General features: G+C 41.8%; 14 protein-coding genes and 3 pseudogenes. 11 read left to right on the forward strand and 6 right to left on the reverse strand.

The features are described 5' to 3' along the window. Positions 1-25: 25 nt before the first annotated feature. Complete coding sequence (locus tag GPK49_RS06515) at positions 26-1,675, reverse strand: relaxase/mobilization nuclease domain-containing protein (protein WP_209290166.1); 1,650 nt, start codon at positions 1,673-1,675, stop codon at positions 26-28. Next, the gene (locus GPK49_RS06520; RefSeq protein ID WP_119201011.1) at positions 1,662-2,039 is read right to left on the reverse strand and encodes a DUF6290 family protein; all 378 of its coding nucleotides are present in this window, start codon (positions 2,037-2,039) and stop codon (positions 1,662-1,664) included. The genes GPK49_RS06515 and GPK49_RS06520 overlap by 14 nt, the downstream gene beginning before the upstream one ends. Before the next feature lie 286 nt (positions 2,040-2,325). Between GPK49_RS06520 and GPK49_RS12940 the strand changes: the two are divergent. Both GPK49_RS12940 and GPK49_RS12945 read left to right on the forward strand, forming a co-directional pair. Further along, a pseudogene (locus GPK49_RS12940) lies at positions 2,326-2,619 on the forward strand (helix-turn-helix domain-containing protein); the annotation flags it as partial. 142 nt (positions 2,620-2,761) lie between these two features. Next, positions 2,762-3,037, forward strand: coding sequence for a CD1845 family protein (locus tag GPK49_RS12945; protein ID WP_055214158.1), 276 nt, complete (start codon positions 2,762-2,764; stop codon positions 3,035-3,037). A gap of 71 nt (positions 3,038-3,108) precedes the next feature. Here GPK49_RS12945 and GPK49_RS06530 read toward each other — a convergent pair whose 3' ends face one another. Continuing rightward, on the reverse strand, positions 3,109-4,521 hold the full coding sequence (locus tag GPK49_RS06530; protein WP_055214156.1) for an ATP-binding protein: 1,413 nt from the start codon (positions 4,519-4,521) through the stop codon (positions 3,109-3,111). A gap of 114 nt (positions 4,522-4,635) precedes the next feature. Here GPK49_RS06530 and GPK49_RS06535 point away from each other — a divergent pair, with 114 nt between their 5' ends. Further along, on the forward strand, positions 4,636-6,048 hold the full coding sequence (locus GPK49_RS06535; protein ID WP_209290165.1) for a relaxase/mobilization nuclease domain-containing protein: 1,413 nt from the start codon (positions 4,636-4,638) through the stop codon (positions 6,046-6,048). Positions 6,049-6,270: 222 nt separating this feature from the next. On the opposite strand, the gene GPK49_RS06540 is transcribed toward GPK49_RS06535, so the two are convergent. Continuing rightward, the gene (locus GPK49_RS06540) at positions 6,271-6,627 is read right to left on the reverse strand and encodes a helix-turn-helix domain-containing protein (RefSeq protein ID WP_055214154.1); all 357 of its coding nucleotides are present in this window, start codon (positions 6,625-6,627) and stop codon (positions 6,271-6,273) included. A gap of 239 nt (positions 6,628-6,866) precedes the next feature. Here GPK49_RS06540 and GPK49_RS06545 point away from each other — a divergent pair, with 239 nt between their 5' ends. The 5 genes from GPK49_RS06545 (at position 6,867) to GPK49_RS06565 (ending at position 12,655) form a co-directional block, all read left to right on the forward strand. Beyond that, positions 6,867-7,559: a response regulator transcription factor gene (locus tag GPK49_RS06545; protein ID WP_209290164.1), complete on the forward strand. Its 693-nt coding sequence runs from the start codon at positions 6,867-6,869 to the stop codon at positions 7,557-7,559. Next, complete coding sequence (locus GPK49_RS06550; RefSeq protein ID WP_209290163.1) at positions 7,556-8,587, forward strand: sensor histidine kinase; 1,032 nt, start codon at positions 7,556-7,558, stop codon at positions 8,585-8,587. The genes GPK49_RS06545 and GPK49_RS06550 overlap by 4 nt, the downstream gene beginning before the upstream one ends. A 177-nt stretch (positions 8,588-8,764) precedes the next feature. Further along, a complete protein-coding gene (locus tag GPK49_RS06555; RefSeq protein WP_209290162.1) occupies positions 8,765-9,442 on the forward strand; it encodes an ABC transporter ATP-binding protein in 678 nt (225 codons plus the stop codon). Beyond that, a complete protein-coding gene (locus GPK49_RS06560; RefSeq protein WP_209290161.1) occupies positions 9,439-11,766 on the forward strand; it encodes an ABC transporter permease in 2,328 nt (775 codons plus the stop codon). The genes GPK49_RS06555 and GPK49_RS06560 overlap by 4 nt, the downstream gene beginning before the upstream one ends. A 475-nt stretch (positions 11,767-12,241) precedes the next feature. After that, on the forward strand, positions 12,242-12,655 hold the full coding sequence (locus tag GPK49_RS06565; RefSeq protein WP_055214144.1) for a sigma factor-like helix-turn-helix DNA-binding protein: 414 nt from the start codon (positions 12,242-12,244) through the stop codon (positions 12,653-12,655). A 439-nt stretch (positions 12,656-13,094) separates the two neighbouring features. On the opposite strand, the pseudogene GPK49_RS06575 reads toward GPK49_RS06565, so the two are convergent. Together GPK49_RS06575 and GPK49_RS06580 are read right to left on the reverse strand one after the other, a co-directional pair. Beyond that, positions 13,095-13,268 (reverse strand): annotated as a pseudogene (locus GPK49_RS06575) (helix-turn-helix domain-containing protein); the annotation flags it as partial. A gap of 218 nt (positions 13,269-13,486) precedes the next feature. Further along, positions 13,487-13,849 (reverse strand): annotated as a pseudogene (locus tag GPK49_RS06580) (helix-turn-helix domain-containing protein); the annotation flags it as partial. A 663-nt stretch (positions 13,850-14,512) separates the two neighbouring features. Here GPK49_RS06580 and GPK49_RS06585 point away from each other — a divergent pair. The 3 genes from GPK49_RS06585 to GPK49_RS12955 all read left to right on the forward strand — a co-directional run bounded on the left by GPK49_RS06585 (position 14,513) and on the right by GPK49_RS12955 (position 15,721). Continuing rightward, a complete protein-coding gene (locus GPK49_RS06585) occupies positions 14,513-14,965 on the forward strand; it encodes a sigma factor-like helix-turn-helix DNA-binding protein (RefSeq protein ID WP_055214139.1) in 453 nt (150 codons plus the stop codon). Further along, positions 14,937-15,188: a helix-turn-helix domain-containing protein gene (locus GPK49_RS06590; protein WP_004613390.1), complete on the forward strand. Its 252-nt coding sequence runs from the start codon at positions 14,937-14,939 to the stop codon at positions 15,186-15,188. Before GPK49_RS06585 ends, GPK49_RS06590 begins: the two co-directional genes overlap by 29 nt. Before the next feature lie 383 nt (positions 15,189-15,571). After that, positions 15,572-15,721: an SHOCT domain-containing protein gene (locus GPK49_RS12955; RefSeq protein WP_004613393.1), complete on the forward strand. Its 150-nt coding sequence runs from the start codon at positions 15,572-15,574 to the stop codon at positions 15,719-15,721. Positions 15,722-15,790: the final 69 nt, after the last annotated feature.

The raw sequence follows: 15,790 nt of genomic DNA on the forward strand, positions 1-15,790 counted from the left end.
ACTAATGAAGCTTATATAAAAAAAATCACAAATTAGGTTCTTTCTTTTGGAACTGTTCCTGCTCGTGACTCTTCCCAAGGATTATATCAATATTAGCGGAAACGGTATGAAGCTCCCGTTCATAATCCCGGTGGTTAGAAAAATTTTCCCGTTGTGTATCTCGCAATTCAATAAGCCGGTCTTTTTCAGCATAGAGGGCTTTCATAGAAGGAATCTTATTTCTGGCAGATTTTTCTTTCAGTGTTCGGAGAGCTGTATCATAAAGAGAAAGCTCTGCCCGGTGTTCTTCGTAAAATTTATCCTTATTGCGGCTCTTGCGGTAGTCGGCATATACGTTTTTGTATGTAAGGTACTGTCCGGTAAAATGTATTTGCTCATTCACATCTTTAAGCTGCTGTTCTGTATTCTTTAAAGATTTTCTGGCGGCATTGGTCTGATCAGATGCCTGGTCAAGTGCAGTATGGAAATCTTCAAGAGAGTCATATCCATGTTCCTGAATATAGGCAACCGTCTGAGCCATCTGTTTTAAATTGGAGAGTTTGACTTTTTGAGCATAGGCTTCACTCTGCTGTGCTTTGATACAGGTCTGTAAATCTATCACAAGTCGGAGATTTGATTTTATGAAAATGAACGGTACAGGAATATCGGAAGCATCAGGGGAAAGTGCTGTCTGTAAATCTTTTGTAGTAGCTGTAACTTGCGGTTCTTCAATTTTCATTTTCCTATCAGAGAGTGATTTTGCATTTTCCTTAAATGTCTGTAATAGAAAATCCTCTTCATATCGTGTTCCGAGATTACGTCCAGTGATATATTTTTTTCTGCCTGGATGAAGATAGCTGTACCGGTTTCTGCTGATCTTGAAGATGATATGATATTTTTTATCGAGGATTTGTGCAAACTCTTCTGGTGACTTGGCGGTGCTTGCAGCATCATCAATAGCATCCTGGAGAAACTGTTTCTCTGTCTGATAGCGAGTCTCTTTTGGAGTGATGCCGTCTTCAAGCATTTTCTGGTTGAGCTTATCAAGTTTTTCCTGTCCACGACGCTGTGCCCAGTATTCTTTTTCCGTGATTTTCCTTTCAGCAGGAGAGAGCAGATCAACTTGATGCAGACCTTCTTTCTGGCACATGTCCATAACATCTTGTTTTAAGTGAGCAAGGTAGGCTGTGCTTAGGTGGTGTTTATATCCGGCTTTTGATTCACAGTCAAATTCCATATAGGGTTCTTGGGGTACGTCATATTTCCGAAGGCTGTTGATCACAATATGTACATGGATATTGCCACTTTCGTTGTGACCATCTGTATGTGTGCAGACTAAAGCCTGATGACCAGAAAAGTTCTTCTTTGCAAAAGTCAGTCCCAGCTGCTGTGCCCGTTCACCGGTCAGTCCACATTCCTCTTTGTCTTTCGGGTCAAAGCTGATAATGTAATGATGAGACTTGATCTCATTGAACTTTTTATTTTTATGGTAATAGCTGTTTAGTTCCTGACATTCAGATGCAAAGGTAAACGGATCACAGTTTAGACCATTCAGGTAATATTCATCTCGTAATATCATGTGTCCCTCATCATCGAGGATTGGCTTTTGGGTGTATTCATTATGCTGGAAGATGAGATACCGTTCAGATTCTCCATAGTCAGCATTTTTGCTTGCGATATGTTTAATCACTGCCACGGAAATCACCTGCCATTCTCATCACTTCATATTTCATTTCATAAATATCCCGGAGAGATTTTTTTATTTCTGTTCTCATTTCTGAGGAGATAATTCCACCTTGATTAAAATATCGGGCAATCTGATTGAGGTTGCTTCCTATCTTACCCAATTCACCAATCAGCTTTTTTATTTCTTTGACATCTGCAACAATCTCAAATTTAGTATTGACCTGTCCCTCCATAATTTGTTTTCGCATATATTCGGAAATAGTCATGTCTGCCTGTTCTGCCGTATTTTCTATAATAGAAAATTCTGTATCAGTCAGTCGGATTGTTACCCGGTGTTCCCGTTTCATATCAGATTCTTTTTGTGGTCGTGTCATTAGATACTCCTTTCTGCATATAGGTTCCACACAGGAAAGAAAAAAATTACAGCTTGCTGTGAAAGCAAGTGATGAAGAATCATCACGCTGTGACCATGGCAATGGGAACCAATACGCATATCTTTGATTGCGGTCGAGGGTATGGGGAAACGAAATCCCCATCAAGTTGCAAGGCAGAAAAAATCCCGGAGGGGTTTTTGTCTGACATTGCGAAACTTGCTCTAAAAATGACTGCTTCATATATAAGCCGATTTACAGAAAAAATGGAAATAAGAAGTTTATATAAATGAAAAAACAAAAAGCAATAGTTAATTGCGAAAATGTAAAGTTGTATTGCTTGCCCAAATGGTATATCAACTGTATAATACAATCAAACAAAAGGAGGAGGAAAGTAAAAGATAGTAATCAAAACATTGCAAAGGCAGTTCTTAAGATAAGGCAAGATAACAAGCTTTCTCAGGAACAATTTGCTGAAATGGTAGGAGTAACAAGACAGGCGGTGTCTAGATGGGAAATGGGAGTCTCTGTTCCAAATATTAATACACTTATTCTAATAAGTGAGAAATTTGATATTCCAGTTGATGAAATGTTAAAGTCAGGAGACGTTGTTGAAAAAATTGATAACAATAAAACTTCTTTCAAAAAAGATAGAAATTATAGTATTGTATTTTTAACTATTGGTATTTTAGGGCTGATTAGTATACCTTTTGAAATGTCTGCTGATGATCATAACTGCACCAGTCATTTTGGTGTTGACGCTTTTTGTTTGGCTCTGCACGGGGCTGATCTACATATCCAGTCTGGTGCTTGGTCTACTAAGCACGGTAATTGCTCTGCTTGGCGCGGCTGTGATTATTACCTATTTCCCGCAGAATGGTGTGATTTTGTTGGTTATAGCTTTTTTGATTAGCCCGATGGGATTGCCGCTTGCGGCGATCTGGCTGTTGGGTAAGGTGCAGGATTTGAAATTTGCGATCCAGGATTGGATGTATGGGTAAATGATGTGAATAAATCTGGAATGAAAAGAAGCAGGACAATGGGAGATGAGACCCAGTGCCCTGCTTCTTGGTTATTTGGAATGAACGGTAGTGTATTTCTGGTTTTTGCTTTTGGGTTTGTCTGGAAACATCATTTCAAGTTTACCAGAAGATAATAAAGGCTTGAGGTAATATTTGCTGAAGTGAGAACGGCTGGAAACATCAATATATGCTTGCATTTCATCTCGACTTTTAGGGTCTGCACAAAATTCCAATAGCAAGTTTTGCTTGCTGATCACAGATGTATCATGTGCGGCATCATGTGCTGTATCATGTGCGGAAGCACCGCACATGATGTAATTCACATTTTTCAAAATAACTCTGAAATCTGTCGCTGTTGAGGAAAATTCGGGCTTATATGCCTCTGTGTATCCAGGCAGCTTTTCAGTTTCACTGACGATTTTGCGCAGACCACTTCCACGGCGTTCCATGTACTTCATGCGGTGGAACAGGTCAGCAATCACAGGGTTTCGTCGCATCGAACGAATACTGTAAATATCGTATTCCTGAATTGAGCCGCCGCCAAACATACCGCCCGGAGATGTGATTTCCACCCGATCATCAAACATATCAATATGGATTTCGCTGCCAAGCACAATATAATCACGATGGATAAGCGCATTAACAAGAGCCTCTGTCACAGCTCGTTCAGCATAATCCGGCTTGTCTACACGATACTGTGCCTTTTTGACAAAACGGACTTTGGAATTATTGCGAATAAATTCACTGCCGCTGTTCAGTAGATAAATCAGATTCCCTTCGTATTCTTTATCGTCCAATGCATCATCAAAGATAGAGCCTTTTTCAAAGCCATTCCACCGGGTACAGAACATACGGGAGTTATAAACCGTGTGCTGATCGGTCATGAGTTTTCCGGCATTGGTCAGGAGTCCATTTTTATCAGTCAAACCAAAGGAAACATAATCGGATGGCTCAAAGCGGAGACCGGTCCGTTCCAGATAGGTTGCTTCCAGAAGTGTAAAGCTGTAATCCTTTTTTACCGCGTCTGTTGTTAGGGTATCAAAGGACTGATTGGTTCCCTTTAAGATCAATTCATTTACAATGTAATCCGGGGCAATTACGCTTTCATTTCCAACACGGATATATGCTTCCATCACTCCGTCTGCCTTGTAATAATATGGGGTGCTGCGGCCGGGAGAAACCTCCAGAGCTAATAGATTTTTACCATCTTCCTGTAATGGTTTTAAGATAAACTGAGGTAATGGTGTGATTCGTTCTTTGATTAAGCGGCTGATTGCCTCAGCATCCTTTTGAACATCGGACAAGCCAATAGGTTTCCGGTCATCAGAGATTCCGAAAAACAGAGTTCCGCCGATTCCATTAGAAAAGGAACTGACACTTTTTAACCAGCTTTTGGGTTTTTTTATTTCAAGTGCAACTTTGAAATCACATTCGGTTGCTTCAGCAATTAGCTGTTCTATCATAAAATCCCTCCTTTGAGGTATTGGTAGTTTCTTTATATTATACCCATAAGGAGAGTTTATTTCAACGATAGGCACAAAGAGTTCAGAGAAAATATTTTGAGAGGAGGGCTTTTTATGGCAACTACAAGAATCATGCCGCTTCATGTCGGCAAAGGCCGCACAGAGAGTCGGGCGATCAGTGACATCATCGACTATGTGGCCAATCCAAAGAAAACAGATAACGGCAGGCTCATTACCGGCTATGCGTGTGACAGCCGGACTGCGGATGCGCAGTTCCTTCTGGCAAAGCGGCAGTACATTGCCGCTACCGGACGAGTGCGTGGCACAGATGATGTGATTGCCTATCATGTGCGTCAGTCCTTCCGCCCCGGTGAGATTACCCCGGAAGAAGCCAACCGGCTGGGAGTGGAATTTGCCAGGAGATTCACAAAAGAGAATCATGCTTTTGTGGTCTGCACTCATATAGACAAAGCCCACGTTCATAATCACATTATCTGGTCATCGGTCAACTTAGAATATGACCGGAAGTTCCGCAATTTTTGGGGCAGCACCAAGGCGGTTCGTCGGCTAAGTGACACCATCTGTATTGAGAATGGACTGTCCATTGCAGAGAATCCGAAACTTCACGGAAAGAGCTATAATAAATGGCTGGGCGATCAGGCAAAGCCCTCTCACCGAGAGCTGCTTCGTGTGGCGATTGACAACGCACTATCACAAAGTCCTGCTGACTTTGAAGAACTGCTGAAGCTGTTGCAAGAGTATGGTTGCGAAGTCTCAAAGCGCGGAAAATCGTATCGACTGAAGCTCTCTGGTTGGGAGAAAGCCGCCCGCATGGACAGTCTGGGCGAAGGATATGGATTGGAAGATTTGCGGGCAGTTCTCTTAGGGAAGAAAGCACATACCCCGCGAAAGAAAACAGTCACACAGGCAGAGCCGCCGAAGGTCAATCTGCTGGTGGACATTCAGGCAAAATTGCAGGCTGGAAAAGGTGCTGGCTATGCTCGATGGGCTAAAGTTTTTAATCTGAAACAAATGGCGCAGACCATGAATTACCTGTCAGAGAACAATCTGCTGGAGTATGCGGTTTTGGAAAAAAAGGCTGCGGCTGCCACGGCACATCACAATGAACTTTCGGCGCAGATCAAAGCGGCTGAAAAGCGCATGGTAGAGATTGCTGTTCTGCGTACTCACATCGTAAATTATGCCAAGACCCGTGAGGTCTATGTGGCATACCGCAAGGCGAGTTACTCTAAGAAATTCCGGGAGGAACATGAGGAAGAAATTCTGCTCCACCAGGCTGCTAAGAATGCCTTTGATGAGATGGGCGTCAAGAAGCTGCCAAAGGTCAAAGAGTTACAGACAGAGTACGCAAAATTGCTGGAAGAAAAGAAAAAGACTTATTCCGAGTATCGGCGCTCCCGTGAAGAAATGAGGGAGCTTTTGACTGCAAAAGCGAATGTAGATCGAGTGCTGAAAATGGAGGTAGAACAGGATGTTGAAAAAGAAAAAGACCACGGCCAGCGGTAAGCTGGTCCTGGTCAAAAGCGTTCGCAGAACGCGCAGCCACAGAATGAAATTCTGTGTTCAAAGGGGCTTGGGGGCGCTGCCCTCAACAAGCAAGTGGAGAGGAAAATCACAAAGGGATTTTCTTCTCTGCGGGCCTGTGTGTATTAACACAGGCATTGCTTGCCTCTTTTCTCCGAAAATGAAAAGAACCAGTGAGAGAATCGTTAAATTTCACTCACTGGCTCAATTCGTTTCAAATTTCTCGGACAACTCTGTCAGTTCTTTCACCGTTTCCTGGGTGTGATGCAGCAGGGTTTCACGCATTTCTGGCGGACAGCTGGAATAAAGCATTTTCATCTGATTGACACCCTCATCCTCCAGAGAAACATCTGGATTTATAAGTGTATCTAAAGAGATGTGCAGGACCTTTGCCAATGCTCTCAAAATCAAATAGGAAGGATTCATTTTCCCTTTTTCGATATTGGCGATTTGCTTTACAGAAACATGGCTCAGATCAGAAAGTTCCTGTTGTGTCAGTTCTTTATTCTTTCGGGCTTCCCGCATTTTTTGCCCCAAAGCGGTCAAATCATCAATCGGCATAATCATTCACCTCAAGTATATTCTATCGTGCCGATTTGCACAAAGGAATAACCTTATTATGCCGGTCAATAGGCTTGATTATGCTGATTTTTTAAGAAGACTTGAATGCCATCCTTGTATCATTAACTGAATCAAATTATAATATAGGTGGATAATTTTTTGAAAAAATCTGTCCGCTGTAACATTTCGCGGATATTTGCATGTTATACTATTTGTTAAAGCAAAGGAAGTGAGGATATATGAAGCAAATTTTAATTGTCGAGGACGACAGTTTTTTGAATAAAATGTTAGCCTATAATCTGACCGCAGACGGCTACGGCGTGACTTCTGCCTTAAATGCCAGAAGCGCAGCCGATGCCATCCGCCAGCTGGAATTTGATTTAGTGCTGCTGGACATCAACCTGCCGGACGGGAACGGTTTTGAGCTGTGCAAACTGATAAAGCCCCAGCACCCGGACACCATCGTAATTTTCCTGACCGCCAACGATCAGGAGAGCGACCAGATACGGGGTTATGAGGTGGGTGCGGTGGATTACATTACAAAGCCCTTTGTAATCGGAGCCTTGCAGCGGAAAATCAAAGCCATGTTCACCATGCTGGAACACCACAAACCGGCTAAGGACATTTATGACGACGGGCGGCTGTTTCTGGACTTCTCGGAGCAGGCGGCTTCCTTAAACGGCAAGCCCCTGACCTTATCCCCGATGGAGTACAAAATGCTGAACCTGTTCCGTAAAAATCCCCGGCAAGTGCTGACCCGTGGGCAGCTTTTGGAAAAGCTGTGGGATATAGACGAGAGGTTTGTAGACGAACACACCCTGACAACCTCCATCAGCCGGATTCGAAGCAAGATTGAAGCCGACGGAGGTGTGCCATACATCAAAACCGTTTACGGCATGGGCTATCAATGGACGGGAGGCGAGGAAAAATGAAGTTTAAGAACCTCTCGGTAAAGCATCTATTTAGTTGGATTATGGCGGGACAGGCAGTTTCTATAATAGTCATTACTCTGACCATATTCATTTTTACGAAACAAACAGCTGTATTGCTGGCTGGAATATTGTTGTTGCTATGTACACTTATATGGTTTGTGGTTTACACACAAATACTTGCAAAAAGATTGGTATCCTTTACCTCTGATTTGTGCAGAACAATCGACAGCATGATTAGTGGAAATGAAGAACCGATTCTATTAGAAGAACAGGAAACGCAATTTGCTCGCATTAGCCATCGGTTGTCCCGATTGTATCAAATCATGCAGGAGAACCGTCGTCGGGTGGACAAGGAACGGCGGGAATTACAGACCCTTGTATCGGATATTTCCCATCAGGTAAAAACGCCGGTCAGCAATCTAAAAATGGCGACGGACACTCTGCTGGAAAAGCCCATGCCCGAAGCGGAGCGTACCGACTTTATCTGGGGAATCCGCAACCAGACGGATAAGCTGGACTTTCTCTTTCAAGCCCTTGTGAAAACCTCCCGTTTAGAAACGGGCGTGATCCAGTTGGATAAGAAGCCGGGCCGCCTCTTTGATACCGTGGCGCAGGCCATGAGTGGGATTGTGTATGCAGCAGAAAAAAAGGAAATCGCCGTGTCCGTGGACTGCCAGGAGGATTTGACCGTTTCCCATGACAGCAAGTGGACATCCGAAGCCCTCTTTAACCTGCTGGACAATGCGGTGAAGTACACCCCGGCAGGCGGGAAAATTTCTGTGTCGGTGGTGCTGTGGGAAATGTATATGGAGATCAAAGTAGCCGACACCGGCAAGGGCATTTCCGAAAGCAATCAAGCCGCCATCTTCCGACGCTTTTATCGTGAGGAAGAAGTACACGAACAGCAGGGCGTGGGCATTGGTCTGTATCTGGCCCGCGAGATTGTAACGCGGCAGGGCGGCTATATCAAAGTGGTTTCGGAGCTGGGCAAGGGTTCGGCATTTTCCATTATGCTGCCTACAAAATAGAACGCGGCGGACAGCCATTTTCGGCTGCCCGCCGTAGATTTTTTTGAAATGTCCGAGTGTTGTAACATTTCACCCCGATTTTCAATGAAATTTTTTAGCTGCTGTAACATTTCGCGGACATTTGAGGTTTACAATGACATTATCAATAAAAAGGAAGCCTTGAAAGGAGTTTTGAATATGAGCGTTTTACAGACGATTGACCTGAAAAAGTATTACGGTGTAGAGCCGAACATTACTCGCGCCCTTGATGGAGTTAATATTTCTGTGGAGGATGGAGAGTTTGTGGCTATTGTAGGAACTTCTGGCAGCGGCAAGTCCACCCTTCTTCACATGATGGGCGGACTGGACACACCTACCAGTGGAACTGTGATTGTCAGGGGCGAAGAATTGGCAAAGAAGAACGACGAACAGCTTACCATCTTTCGCCGTCGAAATATAGGTTTTATTTTTCAAAATTATAATCTTGTTCCAATGCTGAATGTCTATGAAAATATCGTTTTACCTGTGGAATTGGATGGAGACATTGTAGATCAGAAGTTTATGGATAATGTTGTAATGATGCTGGGGTTGGAAGATAAACTGAATAATATGCCGAACAATCTTTCCGGCGGCCAGCAGCAGCGTGTGGCAATCGCCCGCGCACTGATTACCAAACCAGCTATTGTACTGGCCGACGAGCCTACCGGCAACCTTGATAGTAAGACGAGCAGTGATGTTATTGGCTTACTCAAACGAACCAGTGCGGAATTTCATCAAACAATCGTTATGATTACTCATAATGATGATATTGCCCGTCTTGCAGACCGCATCATACGGATTGAGGATGGAAAAATAACCGGAGGTATGGAACTATGATTTGGCCTTTTGAAAATGATACCAGTGCTGTAATCAAAAATATGGCACAAAAAAGTATAGCTTTTGATAAGAAGAAAAATTTGTTCTGTATTTCTGCGATTGTTGTCGCCGTTGCAATGATTATGATGTCTTTGCTGACAGTTCAAAATATTATTCATCAGAACCAAAATGAGGTTTCAGGATTACATCAGGGAATTTTCTTTGATATTACGCAAAAAGACAAAGAAAATTTGTCGTCTGAAGAAGGCGTTCAAAGTATAGGTCTTTCGTGTAACATTAAAACAGTTGAACAAAATTCCAAAGAGTTGTCATTGATTTACTATGATGACACGATGTTCAATTTAATACCAGATTTTGAGGGAAAATATCCAGAACAATCAAACGAAATTGCGGTTACAGATGCCTTTTTTGAAGGTGAAAATGTCCCTGCCAAAATCAATACTACAATCCAGTTAAATTTAGACGGGACCGTAAAAAAATATACGATTGTTGGCATATATCATGACCAAGATGCTTCTGCTTACCCTGTTTTTGTTTCTTTCGCAAAATGCCAGGAGTTAAGGGGAAATGATTTACTGAATGGATATGTGTGGCTTGAGAATGCCGATACCTTTACCAAAGACGAAGCAGAGGAACTATTATCCCAAATTTCGGAAAACACAGGGTTAAAAGATTGGACAGTCAGCAGCTATTATGATTATGTCAACACGGGGCTTTCGGTTAGTAATTATGCGGCATATATTGTGCTTGCAGGAATTCTTTTTTTAGCTGCTGCACTTGTAATTTACAGTATTTTTTACATTTCGGTTGGTCAAAAGGTTGCTGAGTTCGGACAATTACGAACCATAGGAGCAAGTAAAAAGCAGATTTATAAAATAGTGCTTAAACAAGGCTATATTCTTGCTTCTCCGGGCATTTTAATTGGTAGCATAGTGGGAACGATTATCAGCTATTGCTTGCAATCAAAAGGATGGTCTGTATTTGCCTTTGCTGTTTCTTTGTGTGGAGCAAGCCTTTTTGGAATACTTCTTGTATATATCAGTGTTCGTAAGCCAGCAAGAATTGCTGCCAATGTATCTCCGATAGCCGCCTTGAAAAATCAGGTAGAAACGATCAATTATCGTAGTCATAAAAGACATCGTATTACACCTGCATATTTAGCTAAAATCAGCTTTTTTAGGAATCGCAAAAAATCAGTATTGACGATACTTTCAATGGGGCTATGCGGAATTATTTTCTTTTTTGCAGCGAGTTATCAAAGTTCTTTTAATGCAGAAAGTATGGCTCGTTACTGGGATATACGACATGGGGATTTCAAAATCAGTGTAGATTTAGAAAATGATAGTGAGAATTTAGATGCAGTATTACGCAAAGAATATTTTTCTGATCTAAATAGAAACATTGCTACTATGGATGGTGTTCGTAATGTGTTTACCTACGCTATATTACCAGCTGAATTTTCAACAAGCAATGATGTTGCTGATGAAACCTTGTTGATGGGATACAATGAAAAAGATATGGATTCCTTAACCACAGCTATTGTATCGGGGAATATAACAGAAAACACGGAGTTAATTGTAAGTGATCCTGATCGTGTCTATGATGTTTACCATTGGAAACCTCAAATTGGGAATACTGTGACCTTTAATTTCAAAAATAATAGTGGTAAAACAATAACAAAAACATTCAAAATTGGTGCAATCACCTCCAGTAATGATGGAATGGGTGGCTATATTTTTAGGATGCCCGAAAAAATGATGCATGAACTTGTTGGTTACGATTGCACTTATGCGATAGAAGTACAGACTGAGCCTGAAAGCATACAGGAAGCGGAGAATAAAATTCGTTCTTTAATTGCTGGGAACGATGAAGTTAGCTTACAGACCCTTCAAGATTTTACAAAAGAACATCAAGAAGATAACCAAGCTGGTTTTACCTTAGCCTATATCATTTCGGCTATTCTATGGGTGTTTGCAGTAATCAATCAAATTAATCTCACTGTTACAAACCTATTATCGCAGAAACAAGAAATGGGAACCCTAAAATCTATTGGTATGACAAACAAACAGTTAGAACAGTCTTTTATGATAGAAGGGCTTTTCAATACTGGAATTTCACTTTTCATGACTATTATTATTGGAATACCTGGAGGATATATGATCGGTACTTTTCTTGAAAAAGCAGGAATGTCTACAGGATTTGTATTTCCAACCAGAGCCTTTTTACTATTTGTTACTGTAATGTTACTACTCGAAGTTTTGATGACTATATTACTTATTCACTCGTGGAAGAAGCAGTCCGTCATTGAAATAATGAGAAATTGATTATAGTAGTCTGCAATAAAGTGTATCAGAATATTGAATAACATTCTGCCGGGCGACGGCAAAAGAAAAAAAGCCGTCGCACAGCAGACACATTTCCATGCGCCTAAGAAGCGGCGGCTTTGAAAAGATCAGAGCCGCCGTTTCTTTTTGATTTTCGGATCGATGCTCATGCAATCAGGAGGGCGGTATTTAGGAGGATACCGCCATGTCAATTTTCGTTATTCATAGTACCCATGAGCTGCACCAATTAAAAAAAGCCTTGCCCCTCCTCCGGGGAGGTATGACTACCTATCGGCATTATCATTCCTACTAAAGCAGAATAATAGGTGTTTTTGTCGCGCCGGTTTCCCATTGCAGGGAGCTGGCGCTTTTTATTGTCGATTTTTCGGGAAGGCTCCCGAAGTATGTCGCTGCCGATCCCCGCCTCCTTTCTATTCACTCGTCAATCGCCCGTGAATTGAAATGGAGGTACATAATGAAGAAAGTCAATCTTAAGGACTTATATCCCGATGTTTACAAAAACGATCACTTTGTAGAAGTAACCGAAGATGTGCTGGAGACGATTCGAGCCGCTGAGCGTGTAGAGGCTGCCTATGACCGGAGGATGTATCGCTATAAGGCGCACTACTCCCTGGACTGCGACAACGGCATTGAAAATGCGATCCTGCTGAAGCCCCAGACGCCGGAAATGCTCCTGGAAGAAAAGCAGCTGCGGGAACAGCTCTATGCCGCTGTGATGGCTCTGCCGGAGAAGCAGGCTAAGCGAATCTATGCCCGGTATTACCTGGGTATGCGTGTGAGCGAAATAGCAGTAGCGGAGGGTGTAGACCCAAGCCGTGTCCGTGACAGCATCCGGCGCGGTCTGAAGCAGCTGGCAAAGTATTTTTGAAAAAGTTTCGTTTGGTGCGCTCGTTTTTTGCTCTTTTTGTCAGAGTTAATAGAAGGACAAGTTTTCCACCTTCAACAGCACTTTGACAATTTCATAGACAGCATAACAGGTACATAACCCGTGTACGAGCGAGTGTGGAACGCCGCGAAGATGGAGCAGCTAGGGAGGTGATGAACAAAGCTGTTTCGGAGCGATCTACGATTTCACAAAGCGGATGGTGGCAGATTCGGCGCGAGGACTGCACGGGGGCTTAAAGATACTTCCTCACGGCCTCCTAAAGACTTGGGGGGAACCCTGCGGCGCACGAGTAAAACGACGCTGCGGAGTTATGACAACCGCGCCAGCGGAGACCTGTTATTATACCGGTCAATAGGCTTGATTATGCCGATTTTTGTAAGGGGTTGAAAGGGATGAAAAGTCAGCAGACTTTAATCAACTAGATTATCACAGGCAGGCTGGGAATCGTGCTGTCATTTTCGATGTTGGCAAGATACCGCCATTCAATCCCAACCAATTCTGCCAATGTTTTTCGTGTCAGACGATTTGCCTCTCGTGCGGCTTTGACATCTGCACCGAAGGTTTCAAAACCGGGACAATCTTCAACTTTCGCCATATAACATCACCCGGTTACATTGTATAATTCATACTTTGCCCGTGGAATGTTACTATATGCAGGTTAGTTGAAGTTTATAATTCATATATAAAAGACCAGCGCCACTCAAAGTTGCTGGTCTTTCCGAATAATGATTTATTGTTGATTCTTTTTTAATGAAGCAATCCATGCTTGGATTGCTTCCACCAGTACATACTGCTGACGCAAAACAGCCATACCTCTTGAACCTCCGTTTCTCTGGCTTTCTTGAGCCCTTCGGCTGTGGCCTCCATGACAACAAGCTCTTTCTCATTCATCGAGCTTAAAAGCACATCAATGTGCTTTCTGCAACTGTTCTCTCCACGCTGACCTTCTGTATAGAAAAACTGATCTACGGAAATGTCGAACAGAGTGACGAGTTTGAAAAACAGGTTGAAGCTGGGGTGCTGGCCTTTGTTCTCGATGTTCATAATGGTGCGGTCAGTCTTGCCGACCAGCTTCGCCACATAGGCTTGCGTCCAGCCCTTTTCCTATCTGGCCTGTTTCAAAGCGAGCCCGAGCCCATGAAAGTCAAACCTTCTTTCATCTTGGTTCATTCTCATATCACCCTATATCATTGTACATTTCGGGTTGGATTATGAGAATGTAATATGATTGTTACTGTTCACACACCACTGTCCCGCGAGGTGTTTTGGCATGAATATGCCAAAATCCCGAGACATACAAGCCAAAATTCCATTGCCGCAGGCAATCTGGAATGAATTTTGGCTACGTTACTGTGAACGGAGTGAACAGTAGAGAGTATTAATCGAGAACTTGACAATACTGAAAAAGAACATTGTCAAAAGGTAACTATGAAAATTTTAATGGGAGTTATTGCATTTGCAATTTGTTGTACAGTTGGTTTAATACAGGATATGCTTTCTTTGATTTCATTGACTACCTTTATAATTTTAATTTCTCAGTATGTTGGTATTTTGAAATATAAAATTGAAAATAGTAAGAATAAGCGGCGATGATAAAATTATTATTTCCGCTTTTTTATTACATAGAAAGAAGGGAGAAGATTACTTTTTGAATATTAGATTATTTATATAAAAACGTCCAATGGATTTCAATCCGTAAGGACGTTTTTTATATATTACGAAAACTTTTTATAGAGTTTTTCTTTTAAACCCGAACAATGGGAAGTTCTCAATCGGGATAAGGGTGAAAGGGGAAAAGACCTTTGCTCATATCTTGTGGTCGGGAAGGAGGTGAACTCTATGGAGCAATCTTCTTCCTATGATGAGAAAACAGTCAGACATCAATTTGATCGAAAATGTAAATTAGCATTGAAAGGTGAAGTGGTGGATTATGAAAGACATTTGGCATATCTTAGAAAACATGAAGTTCTGTTTTCAGAATTATCGGAACGGGAAATAGAGAATTTTTCTATAATCAATGAGTATGAATTGGAAAAAAGCTATTTTCGTGCAGGTGGTTATGATGTGGTGGTAAAAGATGCTCTTTTGGCAGAAGCATTGAAAGCACTGACGGAAAGAAAAAGGGATGTTATTCTTTTGTCGTATTTTATGGAAATGAATGATGCTGATATAGCAAGAAAATTGAATCTTGTCAGAAGTACGGTACATGAGCATCGGACACGATCACTTGAAATACTAAAGGCTATGCTGGAGGAAAATGTAAATGAAAACGGAAGAAAAAAGTGCAAGTAATAAAAAATTGATATCGCTTTGCGTGATTGAAAGAGCATTGGAAGGTGATATCCAGGCGATAAATAAAGTATTGAAACATTATGAGGGATACATTGCAAAATTATCAATTAGAAAAATGTATGACGAATATGGAAGTGTTCATTATTGTGTGGATGAAACGCTTCGCAGACGCTTGGAAACAAAACTGATAAAAACAATTCTGGGATTTAAAATGGTTCGCTAAATAATGTATAAGAGCATCCATTTCTGCTGATAAGAATATTTAGCGTTGCTTGTACCTTGAAAATTTCATATTTATCCTGCAGGACGAATGAAACAGAGGAGCTATACAGTAGATACGCCAGGACTGTCTGCATTATTGCTTTGCGACATTGTGACGCAAAGTGGAAATGGTATCAAAATGATATGGAAGCAAAGGCATGAGCGATAAATATTTGACTGTGATCAGAAAGTGGGATTTTTGTGGCGAAGATACTGTTTTTGATAATGATACTTCCGGGAAAGCTGCCCGGTCTGAAAAGATGGTGAAATACCAATGAGGCTGTTACCCGACAGTTACTGCAGGATTTTTGGATAAAAGTAGATGAGAAAGAGTAGAGAGGGAAAATGAATAGTGCAAAATTGTTGAGATACAGTATGCAGCTGTCAATGTTGAAACAATTACGCTCGTTAAAACTTATAAGTGAAGCAGAGTATCAGCTGGTAGAGAAAAAGTTAAAAAAAGATTATGGTGTTATTTCTAATATTACCGCTTGACTATTATAGTGTTGCGTTGTAAAATTATATCAACACTACGGTAGGAACACAAAAAGAAAGGAGCGGTCA

Source organism: Clostridium sp. MCC345, assembly GCF_018785345.1.
Lineage (GTDB): Bacteria > Bacillota > Clostridia > Lachnospirales > Anaerotignaceae > Anaerotignum_A > Anaerotignum_A faecicola.

Coding starts and splice junctions, on each gene's coding strand:
- GPK49_RS06520 (WP_119201011.1), bottom strand. CDS start 2,039: ATGACACGACCACAAAAAGAATCTGATATGAAACGGGAACACCGGGTA.
- GPK49_RS12945 (WP_055214158.1), top strand. CDS start 2,762: ATGATCATAACTGCACCAGTCATTTTGGTGTTGACGCTTTTTGTTTGG.
- GPK49_RS06590 (WP_004613390.1), top strand. CDS start 14,937: ATGAAAACGGAAGAAAAAAGTGCAAGTAATAAAAAATTGATATCGCTT.
- GPK49_RS06550 (WP_209290163.1), top strand. CDS start 7,556: ATGAAGTTTAAGAACCTCTCGGTAAAGCATCTATTTAGTTGGATTATG.
- GPK49_RS06565 (WP_055214144.1), top strand. CDS start 12,242: ATGAAGAAAGTCAATCTTAAGGACTTATATCCCGATGTTTACAAAAAC.
- GPK49_RS06555 (WP_209290162.1), top strand. CDS start 8,765: ATGAGCGTTTTACAGACGATTGACCTGAAAAAGTATTACGGTGTAGAG.
- GPK49_RS06560 (WP_209290161.1), top strand. CDS start 9,439: ATGATTTGGCCTTTTGAAAATGATACCAGTGCTGTAATCAAAAATATG.
- GPK49_RS12955 (WP_004613393.1), top strand. CDS start 15,572: ATGAATAGTGCAAAATTGTTGAGATACAGTATGCAGCTGTCAATGTTG.
- GPK49_RS06530 (WP_055214156.1), bottom strand. CDS start 4,521: ATGATAGAACAGCTAATTGCTGAAGCAACCGAATGTGATTTCAAAGTT.
- GPK49_RS06585 (WP_055214139.1), top strand. CDS start 14,513: ATGGAGCAATCTTCTTCCTATGATGAGAAAACAGTCAGACATCAATTT.
- GPK49_RS06545 (WP_209290164.1), top strand. CDS start 6,867: ATGAAGCAAATTTTAATTGTCGAGGACGACAGTTTTTTGAATAAAATG.
- GPK49_RS06540 (WP_055214154.1), bottom strand. CDS start 6,627: ATGCCGATTGATGATTTGACCGCTTTGGGGCAAAAAATGCGGGAAGCC.
- GPK49_RS06535 (WP_209290165.1), top strand. CDS start 4,636: ATGGCAACTACAAGAATCATGCCGCTTCATGTCGGCAAAGGCCGCACA.